The following is a 13,986-nucleotide window of genomic DNA, read 5'->3' as shown; positions in this document are numbered from 1 at the left end:
GATGTTCAGGGGCTGAGATGCAGCACGATCTCGCGCCGGTGCGGCCGGTCTCGATGTTCGAAGAGATAGAGCCCCTGCCAGGTGCCGAGCATCAGCCGCCCCCTGGCGACGGGAATGCCGATGGAGACCTGCGTCAGCGCCGCCTTGATATGCGCCGGCATATCATCCGGCCCCTCGGCCCTGTGCACGATCCAGCTCATCTGAGGATCGGAGGCCGGCGGCACGAGGCGGCGGAAGAAGGAGAGAAGATCGGTGCGCACATCGGGATCGGCATTTTCCTGGATCAGCAGCGAACAGGATGTGTGGCGCACGAAGACGGTCAGAAGCCCCTCCTCCCGCCCCGAGGCGTTGACGAAAGCGCTCGCCTGGTCGGTGAATTCGTAAAGGCCCTGTCCGCGTGTGGACAGGCTAAGGATCGTCTGGGGCAAGGCGCTCTCCCATCTCGCAATGACATTCCCCGCGAGTTGGCGCACCGCTGGCGGCGAGTCAAGCTTGCCGGGGGAAGTCAAAGGTTGCCTGGCGCCATCAGAGCTTGAGCAGCATCTCGAAGCCGCCATAGATCATCCGCTTGCCGTCGAACGGCATCTGCCATTGGTCGCCCTTGAGCCTCGGATCCTCCATCACCTTGGCATTGATATCGTCGCGCTCCCGGCGCGAGCCGTAGACGATCCAGGAAAACACCACCACCTCATCCGCCTTCGCCTGCACGGCGCGGGGAAAGGAGGTCAGTTCGCCATAGGGCACGTCGTCGCCGATACACTCGACATATTCGAGGGCGCCATATTCCTTCCAGATCGTGCCGGCAAAGGTCGAGAACTTCTTGTAGGCCCCGACATTCTCCTTCGGCACCGCGACGATGAAACCATCGACATAGGACATTGCACTCCTCCTCTCATGTGTCTGTTATTGCGGGGGAGATAGGAGCCTTGCCGAGCGGGTCCAGCCCGGTGGCGAGTGGTTGACCGCGCCGCGCTATCAGCTTCGGCCCGATCAGGGACCATTCACCAGCGTCAAGATCAGTTGCTGGATATTGCCGCCGTCACCCATTTCGATCTTGTCGAAGTCGCGGCCGCGCTGGCGCTGGCGCATCGAGATCTCGCCGAGGCGCCGGGTCAGCTCGACCCGGATCTTCTTGCAATCGGGGTCATCGGCAACGGTGAGGCCGATGCTCGTCGCCTCGATTTCCTTGACCATTTCCTTGATGGTCACGCCATGCACCCGTTCATGGGCCGCAACACCCGATATGAAGGCCTGCCAGCTGCTGTCGACGGCCGCCGGCAGCTCGCTCGCCGGCTTCGGCAGCGTGTAGGTGATGATGAGCTTCGGCCGGTTGGTCACGATCACACACGCATTGCCCTGCGGTTCGTATTTCCTCGTCCAGGTCAGCTTGAATGTCGTATGCGCGATCACCCGGCCCGTGACCCCGGCCTTCGGTCCCCGCGCCCCGATCGATTCGTAGAGTTCGGCCCCGGTCTTGCCCGATATCGAATAGGGCCGCACCTCCTCGACCGCCTGCCATTCGGCCAGCGCTGCCGCCGGCGCCAACGCGAAAAACGCCGTCAGCGCAGAAGATAGGAAATGTCTCGTCACGCGCCGCCCCGCCAAATGATTCCCGCCGCCGAACCTAATGGGACCGCTCCCGTCTTTCAACGCGGTTAAACGAGGCGCAAGCATCAGCCCTGCAGCGTCTTGACCCTGGTGAGATCGGGGAAGAGCCGCATCCACAGGACGACGACGACGATCGTGCCGAGCCCGCCGACGACGCCGGTGGCGACCGGCCCGAGGGCTGCAGCCATCATGCCGGATTCGAATTCGCCGAGCTGGTTGGAGGTACCGATGAACAGCGAGTTGACGGCGCTGACACGGCCACGCATCTCGTCCGGCGTCAGAAGCTGTACCAGCGAGCTGCGCACGACAACGCTCACCGTATCGGAGGCGCCGACGACAAGCAGCGCCGCGACGGAAAGCGCAATATTGGTGGAGAGCGAGAAGACGATGGTGGCGACGCCGAACACCGCGACGGCGGCCAGCATCTTGCGCCCGACATTGCTTTCGAGCGGCCGGCGGGCAAGCACGATCGACATGGCGAGCGCGCCGATTGCCGGCGCTGCGCGCAGCAGGCCGAGGCCCCAGGGGCCGGCATGCAGGATATCGCGGGCAAACATCGGCAACAGCGCGGTGGCGCCGCCGAGCAGCACCGCGAAGAGATCGAGCGAGATCGTGCCGAGCATGACAGGCCGGCTGCGGATGAAGGAGACGCCGGCAAAGACGGAAGCAAGCGTCACCGGCTCGCGCCTGGCAGGGCTCCATTGCATGCGGATCGAAATGACATTGAAGCTCGCAACGGCAAACAGCAGCGCCGCGATGGCAAAGGGCGCCACGGGATGAAGGCCATAGAGCAGGCCGCCGAGCGAGGGGCCGATGATCAGCGCCGTCTGCATCATCGAGGTGGAGGTGGCGACCGCCTTCTGCAGCATCGAGGCCGGCACGATATTCGGCAGCAGCGCCGCCATGGTCGGCCGCTCGAAGGCGACGACGGCGCCAAGCACGGTGACGGCGGCAAGGATGCCGGCCGGCGTCAGCCATTGCTGCCAGGTGGCGATCGCCAGCACCAGCGCCGTCACCGCCTCGATCAACTGGCAGACAAGCCCGATGCGCCGCCGGTCGAACCGGTCGGCGACATGGCCGACGACAAAGGTCAGCACCGCCATCGGCAGGAACTGGCAGAAGCCGACGAGGCCGAGCGCAAAGGCGCTGTGCGTCTGATCGTAAATCATCCAGCCCATGGCGATGCCGATGGATTGGAAGGAAAGCGAGGAAAAGACGCGGGAGGCGGCGAAGTTCAGATAGCCGGGGTGGCGAAGAACGCTCCCCGGGCTTTGGGATATGTCCATTGCGATATCACCGGCCGACGCGGCGAAGCCGTGGCCTTCATGGGGTTTTCAAAAATATTGGCACGTGTTCTGCCCCAATAAATGGTTTGTCAATTGCAATGAGCTGTTGTCACCGGATTGTGCAATGCTCGGCCTCACAAAGTTAGCGCGGTTCCCTGGAGATGCTGAGATAGCCGGGGTCGAATTCGGCGATTTCCTGCAGGCGTTCCCAGTCGACGATGGTGATCGTCCGGTTCTCCCAGGTGAACACCCCCTCGCGCCTCAACGCCTGCAGCGTCTTGTTCAGATGGACGACGGAAACGCCGAGTACGTCGGCCATCTCGATCTGCGTCAACGGAAACTGGAAGCTTGCGCCGCGCGTCCGCTTCACCACCTGCAGCCGCACGAAGAGTTCGCAGACGAGGTGAGCGATATGGGCGCGTTTGGAGCGCCGGCCCATGGCGACGATCCATTCCCGGTGAATGGCGCCATCGACCAGCGTGTCGAGCCAGAGCAGCCGGGTCAGGTGCGGCATGCGCTCGGTGATCGCCCTGAGGTCGGCGTGATCGGCAAAGGCGACATGGCAGGACGACAGCGCAACGATGCCGTGATCCATCTTCTTGATCGGGAAAGCGTGCAGATCGACGAAATCGCCGGCGACATGCAGCGCCGTGATCTGGCGGCTGCCGTCGGCCATCACCTTGTAGCGCGCCGCAAAACCGTCGAGCAGTAGCGTGCTGTAGCCAGGCCTGCTTCCTTCGGAGACGAGATCCTCCCCGGCAGCAAAATACCTGTCTTTGACGATGATCGCCCTGAGATGGCTTTCCTCTTCATCCGACAGCACATCGCGGCTTCCAAGGTTGAGCAGCAGGGATTCAATCAAGGGCCTGCCCCCCGATATCGCGAGGGGCCCGACCGATTTCGATGCAACCCAGTTTTTCTATAAGAATCAATGCCTAGCCTCGGGAACAATTGTCTTCATCTGTGATTTCCCCTCTAACGCGTAGGGAAAAACCATGGCTCGCTACTATTTCGATCTACACAACGGGGAAGGTCCCACGCGCGATGAGCACGGCACCGAGCTCAGATCTCGTGAAGACATTCCGAAGGAAGTGACCCGCATCCTGCTGGATGTGGCCCGGGACGAACTGCCTGCGGGTGACCGCATGACGATCGCCGTCACCGTTCGCAACGAGAAAGGCGATCCGGTCACGGTTGCCAGCCTCGTCTTCAACAATGAATGGCTCGACATCTTGCGATAGCGGCCGCCGTTCAAGGGCTGCCGCCGGTCACACATACGCATCAATCCGACTCGGTCGATTGTGACGCGACGCTAAGACCCGTCTTCATAGCCGACAATTAAATTTGACATAGTCTTTCGATTGCTTCGGCTCGATCGACAGCTATTCAAGGCCGGCGCGCCGATCGCGGCTCTTTCGAAATTTCTTCGAGAACCAGCCGGATTTCCGCCAGCGGCCGCCGGCTTTCATCGAAGAGTTCCACCGACAGCATATTCAAAGGCGCAGCCGGCAGGCCTTCGGCCGCCATCTCCGCGAGCACGCGCCGCGCCTCCGCTTTGGCAGCCTCGATGGAGTCGAAATCATATCCCGTCTCGGTCGCCCCGACGCCATCCCGATCGAAAAGCTGAAAGTAGAATTTCGGCACGACACATCCCCCGCTAGATGAGCCTAACGGGCCGGCGGCAAACATGTTCCGCCGGAACGGCTGCAATGGGCGTCGTCAGAAGGTGCCGGCTTCCGGAGAGGCCATTTCCTCGATACCGTCGACACGGTCGGGGTAGAAGGCGAGATGGTCCTTGATATTGCTGACCGCGGCATTCGGCGCCTCATAGGTCCAGACGGCATTCTTCGACCGCTCGCCGCCTGCAATGATGCTGTAATAGGAGGCATCGCCCTTATAGGGGCAATGGCTGGTGTGGTCGGTGCGCTGCAGCAGCGACATGTCCACATCCCTCCGCGGAATATACTGCACCGGCGGATAGGAGGCCTCGCGCAGCGTCAGCGCATCGTGTGTATCGGCGATGATCTTGCCGCCGAGCGTGACGACGACGCGGGAGGGATTGTGCTCGACGGTGATCGGGTGGTCCGGCCCCGGGATCTTGATCGTCTTGTCTGACATGGTGGTTCGTCTCCAGGAGATATCGGCCCCTTGGAGATAGGGCGGGCACGCTGCCGGCCCAAGGCCTGGAATGCCGCCTTTGCTGAAGTGTCGCTCCCTTAGAATTCAAAATGCCGCGATTCTACGCTCAGCATCGCCGTTTTCGGCGCCGCCGGCCAATGGTGCGCGAGCGCATCGGCCACCGTGGCGACCAACCTCTCCAAGTCCTCACCGGCCGAAGCATGCAAGGCCTCGGCAACGATCAGCACCGAGCGCGTCGCCGGCCGCACGGCCGAAAGCCCACTCTGCCGGTTCGTCCAGCGCCGCGCATGCGCGTTCCCCGCCCCGTCTGCGAAGATCACCTCATTCGGCTCCGGATGTTCGCTCACGCCGCCGAAGGTCAAATAGGTCTCGTCACCCCCAGCCCGCCGAACCTCGAGATCGCCGACGATCATTTCGGCGTCGAAGACGGCGATCGGGATGGCAAAAGCGAGCGAAATCGCATTGCAGAGATCGATGAGCGGATGCAGGCGCGGCAGCGCATGGTCCTGACGGAAGCGGCGCAGCAGCGCCTCGGAAGCGCAGCGATATTGCGTCGGCTTCAACCCCATACGGGAAAAGCCACGCCGCCAGGCCTGGATTTCGGGGAATTCGCCTTCCTGCGTTTCGGCCAGCCGGGCCTCTGCGATCGCACTGAAACCTGCGATCGCCTCCTCGACATTGGCATCCGCATCGATGCCTCCCGCATGGAGCGCACCGGCGAGAAGCTCCGGAAAGACCTGCCATATGGTATCGGAATGGCTGAACTGCATGGTCTATCTCCCCTCGACGCGCTTCACCGCGACACGGCTCCCGGCAAAGGCCAGCCCGAGCACAGCGGCCAGCACGCAGGCGATGCCGGCGATCTGGCCAAGCCCGACCGGCTCGCCAAGAATGATGAAGGCAAGCATGACGGCGGAAACCGGAGCAAGCGCGGTGAAGAGCGCAGCTTCCGTGCCGCTCACCCTCTCCGCCCCCGCATACCACAATAGAAATCCGCCGACGGTCGGCACCAGCGCATAATAGACGACGGCGGCGACCGCGCTTCCCGACATGCCTTCTGCGAGAGGCGCTTCGAAAACAGCCGGGATGACGGCGACGATGAAGCCAATACCGGTCATCAGCGCCGACTGGGCAAGCGGCGCGATTTCCGTTTTCAGTTTTTTGTTCAGCAGGATGAACACTCCTTCGCAGACCACCGCCAGGAAGATCAGCGCATTGCCGGCAAGCGAGCCTCCTGCGGCCTCCGGCGTGGCGGCGATCGACAGCACGCCTGCCGTCGCCAGCGCCACGGCGAGAAGCAGGCCACGCTGCGGCCGTTCGCCAAGCAGCAGGATGGAGATTGCGGCCGACACCACCGGCAGCGTGCCGATGATGACACCGGCATCGGCCGCCGAGGTCAGGCTGAGGCCAGAAATTAGCAGCGTCGTATAGCCGACGCTACCGGCCCCGGCTTGAATGACGAGGATGAGGCGGTCTTTTCCGGAGAGCTTCGGCAGCCGCGCGCCGGTCGCCCGCATCAGCACGAGAAAGATGGGAAAGGCGATGGCGAAACGCAACGCGGTGGCGCTGAACGGCGGCAGGCCTGATGCGATGAGTTTGCTTGATACAACCGTGCTTCCCACAGTCAGCATGGCCAGCGCCAGATAGAGATAACCTTGAACCTGTCTCGACATTCAGCGTCTCCTGTTGGACGCGCCGAGAAAACAGCAGGAGCCCGTCAAAGGTCTTGAACGAAATTGCAGGCCTAGCCTGAGGTTCAGAGAAAGCCGCCGGCATAGAGGCGCGGCGACAGGCCGTATTTGCGCACGAAGACGCGCGTCATATGGCTCTGATCGGCAAAGCCGCTGGCAAAAGCCGCTTCCGCCAGCGGCATGCCCTGAGCAATCAGCCGCCGCGCGATATGGATGCGGGCCTGGACGAGATAGGCATGCGGTGTCAGTCCGGTCGCCTTGGCAAAACCACGCAGCACCTGGAAGCGGCTGAGCCCACTTTCCCGGGAGAGATCGGCAAGCGAGACGGCGGCAACCGGATCGTCATCGATCAGCTCTCGCGCCGCACGGATCGACGCCGGCACCGGCGGCCTCTGTTCGGCACCGCCGCGCTCGCGCATGACGTCGGCGACGAGTTGCAGAAGCAGTTGCTCGCAGAGCAGCCCGTCCGCCGCGGCGTCGGTTGCCGCACGGAACAGCGTTTCGAAGCGGCCGGCGATCGCGCGGTTACGGATGACGGGATGCGGGATTTCCGATCGCCCTGCCCCGTCTTGGCCGATCTCTTGCGCCAGACCGGTGACGATGGCGGGATCAAAATAGAGGATGCGCCAGGATCGTCGCTGGCCGATCGGCGCGCCGTCATGCACTTCATTGGGATTGACGGTGATGATGTCGCCGGCCTCAGCCTCCACCATGCCGCGGCCGCTCAGCGACGACTGTGCCCCGGCGGACATCAGGCCGATGCCGAACTGCTCATGCGTGTGGCGCGCGAAGCTGTGATGCGTTTCCGCTTCTACCGCTTCGACGCCTATCAGCGCCGAGCGCAACATCCTGAACTGGTTTTTCGCCATCGTCTGTCCGCAGGTCCGATCACGGGCCACTCTGCCAGTCGGAGGGAGAGGAGGCAACGCCTAGAAGAACTCGTCGAGCAGTTGATAGTAGCCGAGCCTCGCCGGATCCGTGGCCGGCAGGCCGTAGCGGTCGAGGAAGGGCCGCACCAGCGCCTCGCCGAAATTATAGGCGATGCTGCGGCAGGCAAGCGCGATATCCTGATAGCGGTCGGCGACGCCAAGGCGACTGCAGTCGATATAGCCGGAAAATCCCTTTTCGGAGGCGATGAAATTCGGCAGGCAGGCATCGCCATGGGTGACGACGAGATCCTCGCGGCCCGGCCTTCTGCTTTCGAGTTCGGCAAACAGGGCTTCGGCACTCTTTCCAAGCCGCGTCTCATCGAAATCGGTCTCGTCGACGATGCCGGCCTGCATCCGCGCTTTCGCCGCCGCAATGCGTCTCTCCAGCCGATGGTCGAAAGGGCAGGATGCGATCGGCAGCCGATGCAGGTCGAGAAGGGCTACCGCCAGCAGTTCGACCCGCGCAAACGGCGTCAGCGCCGACGCGCTGGCGAGGTCACGACCCGGCAGCGCGCTGATCAGCAGCCGGTTGTGCGCACCGTCGCTATCCTCTGTTATGACATCGGGACAGGGCAGACCGGACGCCTTGAGCCAACGAAGCCTGGCTGCCTCGGCGGCGAACTCGCCGAAAGGAGCGGCCTGTTCGACCTTCAGATAAAGCGTCGGCAATCCGGGAGCTTCGAGCCGGAAGACGCTCGCCGCAGAACGTCCGAGCGCATCGCGCTCGAACCGGTATCCGGCCAGGCGGGCATCAAGCGCGCCCGCTGCCAGCGGTTGATCGTCTTGGGAATTCGACATGATATCCGTGCCATTGACACTGCCGCATTATCCCGACAGGGCGATGCACTGCAAGCGGCACGATCGGTCAGCGCATATCGGCGCTGGACGCCCTCTGCGACCTCAATGAACAGTTTCGGGGGGCGCGGCTTCGAGAAGGATTTCAAAAGCCTCTTCCAGAGCAGCCACCAGAATATCGGTCAGCTCGTCGCCTTTGTTTTCCAGGAACAGCGCGCTCACGGCTTCGTCCTGACGCTCAAGAAAACGCTCGATCTCGTTCGACATATCATTGTCCCTTCTTCACCGTAACCATCACGGCCATGAGAAGAGGCTAGGTGCGGTTCCTTGCGCGTGGCTTGTTCCTGATAAGACCGCAATCCAGGATCGCGAGGACTAGTCACGAATTTCATATTTCGCATACTGACTGCGGGGGATCAATCCGCCAACTTCGTGGGCAAACGACACGATTTTCGTCGCTCCCTCATCCAACTCGCAACGGAAGCGAACATGGTACCAGCCTCTAGCTGTGCCAAAGGCTGCATCCGGCACATCAAGGACGGTCCCGCTTCGCAACCCGAAACTGGGCAATGCGGACGGGAAGTAACTCGGCGAACCATGAACGAGTTGGGCCTGAAGCTCGGTAGTGCAGAGCGTGGCCACCCGCTCTTTGCGCGGGAGGCCATCGATCGCAGTCTGAGCAAGCAAATTGCCATCTCCCATGCGCGAAAACAGCGTTTTTGCCTTGGGCAGATCGTTGTTTTTAGCGACCGTTTTCGACTTTTCAGCGGTCGTCTGCTCCGGTGGTTTGGCCTGCTCGATACTCGTCGTGGCTTCGCCAGACACATCTGTCGGCGGCCCATTGGGCTTCGGAGAAACCTCCGTTGTCGCAACCTCTGGAAGCTTCACATCATCCGGGACGGGCTTTGAAGCAGGCGTCTCGGTTTCAGGTTTTTCCGCAGCAGCCTGTGCCGGCCTCTGCTCCGGTTCCGCATCACGCTCCGGTGGAATTGATGCCGGTTTGGCTTCGCCTTGAGAAGATTTTCCCTCCAACGATTTTTCAGGGCCGCTGTTCTTATCACCAAACTCGATGACAGGGTTCAGGGTCGGCATCGGCCTCCCTTGCTGAGGCACTTTCTTAGTCGCCGGTGGCGGTGGCGGTGGTGGTGGTGGTGGTGGTGGCGGTGGTGGCGGTGGTGGCTGCTTCTTGGCCTCTTCCGGCGGCTTCGGCTCCGGTGGTTTTTCCTCGGGCTTGGGCTCCGGCTTCTTTTCCTCCGGTGGCGGAACGAGTTCCACCTTCACGCTCTCGTCTTCCGCGGGCTTCGGATCGATCTTCGGCAGCCCGAAAATCAGAAGAGCAATGATGGGAATATGCGCGACAACGGACGCGACGATGCCCCAGCGGATTTCAGGCCGCTGTTTTCCCGTTTCATGCTGCGTTTCCGCTGGTTCCACGTCTTCTTCTGTCACAGCAGCGATGTGGCCTCTAAAGCCGGCAGCATCAAGCCACAAAAGAAAAAAACCGCGTGATCGCAGCAGCCATCTAACGTGCTACAGCGTCCTTTGCGCGTCCGAAAAGACGCGCGGCGCTATAGTGTCATTGGTCGGCGGCTCCATCGTCGGCCACCAGATCATGCGCCTGCCATTCGCTTTGCGGAATGGCATCGCCGATGAGAAAGGCGAAGGACGCGACCTTGCCGGAGGCGGCATTGAGCTCGCATTTGAACTGAATATTGTACCACTTCCGTTTGCTGCGGAAGGCGCCGCCCTTCACCTCGACGCTGTTGCCGCTGACCTTTTCCGCCGCCATCGCATACGGCGCGAGCGCATCCGGCGCCATCGCCGGCTGCGCGCGGCGGACCTGCTCCATCGCCTCCAGGTCACAGAGCTGCAGATTGCGCTCGCTGCCGGCAAGGCCGCGCAACGCCTCGCGGGCGCCGCGGCTGCGCGGATCTGACAACACCGTCTCCGAAAACAGCTGGCCCGCCTGGACGAATACACCAGGCTTCGGCGGCACCGGAGGGGCGGAAGCCACTTCAGGCGACCTCGCGGCCGCCGGCGCCTCCTCCTGATGCGGCGGAGCGATCTCCTGGACCGGCGCACTCGCATCCGGCTTTGCCGTAGCGGGTGCAGGCGTCGCGACCCGCTGCGCTATCGCAGAAGGTTTGGCGACTTCGGGAACGATATCAACCGTAATGCCGTCGTCCGGCAACGGTGCCGGCGGCTCAGGTCTCGGAAGCAGCAGGAGCAGCAGTGCAAGCATGACGGCATGCAGAGCGAACGAGGCGAAAGCGCCCCACTCGATGCCTTCGCCCCGATTTTCCCACACCAGTGCCATCGCTCAGGAAGCAGCTGTCGGACAATCGAAGGCGGCCATAAAACCTGGGAACGCTTTCATCAAGAGCCCTGCCGATACGCCACGAGGAATTAAGGACAGGGCGACAGTGCCAGTCTGACGCGAGTTGCGCAACGCTTATGACCGCCGATAGCGGTCCTTTGTCCCGATCAACCAAGTGAGCCGATGATCTCTCGATAGGCGGCCTCCGGGAATGCCTTCAGTGTCTGGGTGCGGACATTGCCGCCCATCGCGAGCGAGAGGCCAAACCGCGCCATCACGGCATCGTCAGGCGCTTCGCAGACAGCCACCATGTCGTGGCCGCCCATCGTCAGAAAGAACTGATTGAAGGAGCCGCCCATGTCGCCGAGCAATTTCTTCGCCGCATCCAGCCGTTTTGACGAGTCGCGAACGTTGCGCACACCTTGGTCCGTCCAGTTGATCAACACAATGTAAGTGGTCATTTCGCACCTCCCAACGGAGGATTCGCCCGACGCGGGCATGCACCGGTCCTCGCTCGCGCATCGCGATCGATTTCTCCCCCCGTGGCCGGACTATAATCTTGTCACCACCCAGCGACAAGAAAGCCGCCGGGATCATTGGTATTAGGCATGTCGCCCAAAAGTGTGCAGAAAGTCGAGATAACCCCGCGTCTGGGAATGCGTACAAAATTTCTTCGTACACAGAGCGTCAGTGCGCGCTCGCGTGGCACCTAAAAGCGGACCTCTAAACGTTCGACATGGCAGCAGATCACAGATTGAGACGAGGCGAGCAATGTGGGACCGAAACACCGGTTGCGAGATAACGACTGGATGACACAAAGACGGAAAGCAAAAAGCCGGACATGAAGCCCGGCTTTCGCAATCGTAGAGATCTTGTCGTCGCTCAGCTGTCGAGGAACGAGCGCAGCTTTCTGGAGCGGCTCGGATGCTTCAGCTTGCGCAGCGCCTTAGCCTCGATCTGGCGGATACGTTCTCGGGTGACCGAGAACTGCTGGCCGACTTCTTCGAGCGTGTGGTCGGTGTTCATGCCGATGCCGAAGCGCATGCGCAGGACGCGTTCCTCGCGCGGCGTCAGCGAGGCCAAAACGCGGGTCGTCGTTTCGCGCAGGTTCGCCTGGATGGCGGCGTCGATCGGCAGCAGCGCGTTCTTGTCCTCGATGAAATCGCCGAGATGCGAATCTTCTTCGTCGCCCACCGGGGTTTCGAGCGAGATCGGCTCCTTGGCGATCTTCAGGACCTTGCGGACCTTTTCGAGCGGCATCGCAAGCTTTTCGGCCAGTTCTTCCGGCGTCGGCTCGCGGCCGATCTCGTGCAGCATCTGGCGCGACGTGCGGACGATCTTGTTGATCGTCTCGATCATGTGCACCGGAATGCGGATCGTGCGGGCCTGGTCGGCGATCGAACGGGTGATCGCCTGACGGATCCACCATGTCGCATAGGTCGAGAACTTGTAGCCGCGGCGGTATTCGAACTTGTCGACCGCCTTCATCAGGCCGATATTGCCTTCCTGAATGAGGTCGAGGAACTGCAGGCCGCGGTTCGTGTACTTCTTGGCGATGGAGATGACGAGGCGAAGGTTTGCTTCGACCATTTCCTTCTTGGCGATGCGCGCTTCGCGCTCGCCCTTCTGCACCATATGCACGATGCGGCGGAATTCCGAGATCGAGATCCCGGTCTCGGTCGCCAGATTCTGGATTTCCTGGCGGATGTCGCGGATCGTCGTGTTTTCGCCCCTGGCGAATTCCTTCCAGCCGCGAGCAGCCAGATTGCCGATCGACTTCATCCAGTTCGGGTCGAGCTCGGCGCCCTGGTACTGCTCCAGGAAGGAGTCGCGCTTGACGCCATAGGATTCGGCCAGACGCAGCAGGCGGCCTTCGTTGGAAACGAGGCGCTTGTTGATGTCGTAGAGCTGCTCGACCAGAGCATCGATGCGGTTCTGGTTCAGGGACAGAGACTTGACGGCCTTGATGAGCTCATCCTTGAGTTCCTTGTAGCGGCGCTCCTGGGCGGTAGACAGCGTGCCGGAAGCCGACAGCCGCTGCTCGACCTGCTGGTCCTGCAGCTTGCGCAGCTTCTTGTAGGTCTCGGCGATCGTATCCAGCGTCTCCATCACCTGCGGGCGAAGCTCGGCTTCCATCGCCGCCAGCGAAAGGTTGGATTCGTCCTCGTCCTCTTCCTCCTCTTCGGGAGGCAGGCCTTCGCCGCCGACATCGGTAATGTCGTCGTCGCCGGAGCGGGCGCGGCGGGTCTTTTCCTTTTCCTCGGCGAGCTTGCGGTCGGCCTCGATCTTCTCCGGGCTCTGGAACTGCGGCGCAGCCTTGGCTTCAGGACCTGAATAGGTCGTTTCGAGATCGATGATCTCGCGCAGCAGCGTCGTGCCTTCGTTGAGTTCGTCACGCCAGATGATCAGCGCCTGGAAGGTCAGCGGGCTCTCGCAGAGGCCTGCGATCATCGTTTCGCGGCCGGCCTCGATGCGCTTGGCGATCGCGATTTCGCCCTCGCGGGAGAGAAGCTCCACCGAGCCCATCTCGCGCAGGTACATACGAACAGGATCGTCTGTCCGGTCTGTCGGTTCTTTCTTCTTGGCGGTCGCAAGCGCCGTGCCGCTCGAAGGTGCGAGCTCGCCGCCTTCGCTGTCTTCGTCGCCACCGGCGTCGTCGTCATCGCCGCCGCCGGAAGCACCGGCTTCCTCGGCTTCTTCGTCTTCGATGACATTGATGCCCATGTCCGACAGCATCGACATCGTGTCTTCGATCTGCTCGGACGTCACTTCCTCGGACGGCAGGACCGCGTTGAGCTCGTCCATCGTCACATAGCCGCGCTTCTTGGCGGCCTTGATCATCTTCTTGACCGCGTCGTCGGAAAGATCGAGAAGAGGGCCGTCGCTTGCGCCGTCGCGTTCGACTTCCGCGTCTTCGTTCTCTTTGACCTTGGTTGCCATTTATATCGTCGCCTTCCTGACGCTATCCAATCTCGCTACGGTGAATGGGCCGTCTCAGGGCCTGACGCGTCGCTCGCGCCGCCCTCGAATCACCTTTGCCCACCTAACGGGATGACATTTAAAGCCTGATTAACCACGATCGCCGGCACCGGACAGCAAAGCTTTCTTGCTTTTGGATTTCCGGCCATGGTTGCGCGATCCGCCTTGACCCAGTTCACCGTTTCAACAAGTCGAACGGTGATTCCCACATTTTTTGTTCTCGTCAAGCTTTTCCAGAAAAA

The 13,986-nt window shown here is 61.9% G+C and carries 17 protein-coding genes; 1 reads left to right on the top strand and 16 read right to left on the bottom strand.

The genetic code is table 11. The annotated features are described in order from the left end of the window. Positions 1-5 precede the first annotated feature (5 nt). From ACMUVN_RS01510 to ACMUVN_RS01490, 5 genes are all read right to left on the bottom strand, one after another. The gene (locus tag ACMUVN_RS01510) at positions 6-428 is read right to left on the bottom strand and encodes a secondary thiamine-phosphate synthase enzyme YjbQ (RefSeq protein WP_063474569.1); all 423 of its coding nucleotides are present in this window, start codon (positions 426-428) and stop codon (positions 6-8) included. A gap of 97 nt (positions 429-525) precedes the next feature. Beyond that, positions 526-879: a DUF1428 domain-containing protein gene (locus tag ACMUVN_RS01505; RefSeq protein ID WP_028756010.1), complete on the bottom strand. Its 354-nt coding sequence runs from the start codon at positions 877-879 to the stop codon at positions 526-528. A gap of 111 nt (positions 880-990) precedes the next feature. Continuing rightward, complete coding sequence (locus ACMUVN_RS01500; RefSeq protein ID WP_184389064.1) at positions 991-1,590, bottom strand: DUF922 domain-containing Zn-dependent protease; 600 nt, start codon at positions 1,588-1,590, stop codon at positions 991-993. Between the two features lie 83 nt (positions 1,591-1,673). Beyond that, the gene (locus ACMUVN_RS01495; RefSeq protein WP_028756012.1) at positions 1,674-2,894 is read right to left on the bottom strand and encodes an MFS transporter; all 1,221 of its coding nucleotides are present in this window, start codon (positions 2,892-2,894) and stop codon (positions 1,674-1,676) included. Positions 2,895-3,036: 142 nt separating this feature from the next. Beyond that, the gene (locus ACMUVN_RS01490; RefSeq protein ID WP_028756013.1) at positions 3,037-3,756 is read right to left on the bottom strand and encodes a Crp/Fnr family transcriptional regulator; all 720 of its coding nucleotides are present in this window, start codon (positions 3,754-3,756) and stop codon (positions 3,037-3,039) included. A 133-nt stretch (positions 3,757-3,889) separates the two neighbouring features. On the opposite strand from ACMUVN_RS01490, the gene ACMUVN_RS01485 reads away from it, so the two are divergent. Beyond that, entirely contained in the window at positions 3,890-4,135 is a 246-nt protein-coding gene (locus ACMUVN_RS01485) for a DUF6894 family protein (RefSeq protein ID WP_028756014.1), read from the top strand. Between the two features lie 145 nt (positions 4,136-4,280). Here ACMUVN_RS01485 and ACMUVN_RS01480 read toward each other — a convergent pair whose 3' ends face one another. The 11 genes from ACMUVN_RS01480 to rpoD all read right to left on the bottom strand — a co-directional run bounded on the left by ACMUVN_RS01480 (position 4,281) and on the right by rpoD (position 13,705). After that, positions 4,281-4,538, bottom strand: coding sequence for a DUF6894 family protein (locus ACMUVN_RS01480; RefSeq protein ID WP_184389061.1), 258 nt, complete (start codon positions 4,536-4,538; stop codon positions 4,281-4,283). A 75-nt stretch (positions 4,539-4,613) separates the two neighbouring features. After that, on the bottom strand, positions 4,614-5,012 hold the full coding sequence (locus ACMUVN_RS01475) for a DUF427 domain-containing protein (protein ID WP_063474565.1): 399 nt from the start codon (positions 5,010-5,012) through the stop codon (positions 4,614-4,616). Between the two features lie 98 nt (positions 5,013-5,110). Further along, positions 5,111-5,803, bottom strand: a complete 693-nt coding sequence (locus tag ACMUVN_RS01470) for a B3/4 domain-containing protein (protein WP_097542117.1) — start codon at positions 5,801-5,803, stop codon at positions 5,111-5,113. A gap of 3 nt (positions 5,804-5,806) precedes the next feature. Further along, complete coding sequence (locus ACMUVN_RS01465; RefSeq protein ID WP_028758341.1) at positions 5,807-6,706, bottom strand: DMT family transporter; 900 nt, start codon at positions 6,704-6,706, stop codon at positions 5,807-5,809. 83 nt (positions 6,707-6,789) lie between these two features. Continuing rightward, positions 6,790-7,593 (bottom strand): helix-turn-helix transcriptional regulator, encoded by an 804-nt coding sequence (locus ACMUVN_RS01460; RefSeq protein WP_132572662.1) that lies wholly within the window; start codon positions 7,591-7,593, stop codon positions 6,790-6,792. Positions 7,594-7,653: 60 nt separating this feature from the next. Beyond that, complete coding sequence (locus ACMUVN_RS01455) at positions 7,654-8,451, bottom strand: APH(3')-II family aminoglycoside O-phosphotransferase (protein ID WP_127430200.1); 798 nt, start codon at positions 8,449-8,451, stop codon at positions 7,654-7,656. A 102-nt stretch (positions 8,452-8,553) separates the two neighbouring features. Continuing rightward, on the bottom strand, positions 8,554-8,715 hold the full coding sequence (locus ACMUVN_RS01450) for a hypothetical protein (protein WP_165932205.1): 162 nt from the start codon (positions 8,713-8,715) through the stop codon (positions 8,554-8,556). 108 nt (positions 8,716-8,823) lie between these two features. Continuing rightward, positions 8,824-9,939: a DUF930 domain-containing protein gene (locus tag ACMUVN_RS01445; RefSeq protein ID WP_414814820.1), complete on the bottom strand. Its 1,116-nt coding sequence runs from the start codon at positions 9,937-9,939 to the stop codon at positions 8,824-8,826. An 85-nt stretch (positions 9,940-10,024) separates the two neighbouring features. Then, positions 10,025-10,765, bottom strand: coding sequence for a DUF930 domain-containing protein (locus ACMUVN_RS01440; RefSeq protein WP_047611083.1), 741 nt, complete (start codon positions 10,763-10,765; stop codon positions 10,025-10,027). 167 nt (positions 10,766-10,932) lie between these two features. Next, positions 10,933-11,226, bottom strand: a complete 294-nt coding sequence (locus ACMUVN_RS01435) for a GYD domain-containing protein (RefSeq protein ID WP_018242976.1) — start codon at positions 11,224-11,226, stop codon at positions 10,933-10,935. 421 nt (positions 11,227-11,647) lie between these two features. Further along, positions 11,648-13,705 carry an RNA polymerase sigma factor RpoD gene (gene rpoD, locus ACMUVN_RS01430; protein WP_047611085.1) on the bottom strand — a complete coding sequence of 686 codons (2,058 nt, stop codon included), beginning with the start codon at positions 13,703-13,705 and terminating at the stop codon, positions 11,648-11,650. Positions 13,706-13,986: the final 281 nt, after the last annotated feature.

The organism is Rhizobium sp. IY2, from assembly GCF_047532935.1.
Classification (GTDB): domain Bacteria; phylum Pseudomonadota; class Alphaproteobacteria; order Rhizobiales; family Rhizobiaceae; genus Rhizobium; species Rhizobium anhuiense.
The sequence above is the reverse complement of the archived record's forward strand: the minus strand, read 5'-3'. Positions and strand labels throughout refer to the sequence as shown.

Bases quoted from the DNA above. Each gene is read 5' to 3' on its own strand.
- ACMUVN_RS01505 (WP_028756010.1), bottom strand. From the start codon at position 879: ATGTCCTATGTCGATGGTTTCATCGTCGCGGTGCCGAAGGAGAATGTC.
- ACMUVN_RS01495 (WP_028756012.1), bottom strand. From the start codon at position 2,894: ATGGACATATCCCAAAGCCCGGGGAGCGTTCTTCGCCACCCCGGCTAT.
- ACMUVN_RS01485 (WP_028756014.1), top strand. From the start codon at position 3,890: ATGGCTCGCTACTATTTCGATCTACACAACGGGGAAGGTCCCACGCGC.
- ACMUVN_RS01475 (WP_063474565.1), bottom strand. From the start codon at position 5,012: ATGTCAGACAAGACGATCAAGATCCCGGGGCCGGACCACCCGATCACC.
- ACMUVN_RS01470 (WP_097542117.1), bottom strand. From the start codon at position 5,803: ATGCAGTTCAGCCATTCCGATACCATATGGCAGGTCTTTCCGGAGCTT.
- ACMUVN_RS01465 (WP_028758341.1), bottom strand. From the start codon at position 6,706: ATGTCGAGACAGGTTCAAGGTTATCTCTATCTGGCGCTGGCCATGCTG.
- ACMUVN_RS01460 (WP_132572662.1), bottom strand. From the start codon at position 7,593: ATGGCGAAAAACCAGTTCAGGATGTTGCGCTCGGCGCTGATAGGCGTC.
- ACMUVN_RS01455 (WP_127430200.1), bottom strand. From the start codon at position 8,451: ATGTCGAATTCCCAAGACGATCAACCGCTGGCAGCGGGCGCGCTTGAT.
- ACMUVN_RS01450 (WP_165932205.1), bottom strand. From the start codon at position 8,715: ATGTCGAACGAGATCGAGCGTTTTCTTGAGCGTCAGGACGAAGCCGTG.
- ACMUVN_RS01440 (WP_047611083.1), bottom strand. From the start codon at position 10,765: ATGGCACTGGTGTGGGAAAATCGGGGCGAAGGCATCGAGTGGGGCGCT.
- ACMUVN_RS01435 (WP_018242976.1), bottom strand. From the start codon at position 11,226: ATGACCACTTACATTGTGTTGATCAACTGGACGGACCAAGGTGTGCGC.
- rpoD (WP_047611085.1), bottom strand. From the start codon at position 13,705: ATGGCAACCAAGGTCAAAGAGAACGAAGACGCGGAAGTCGAACGCGAC.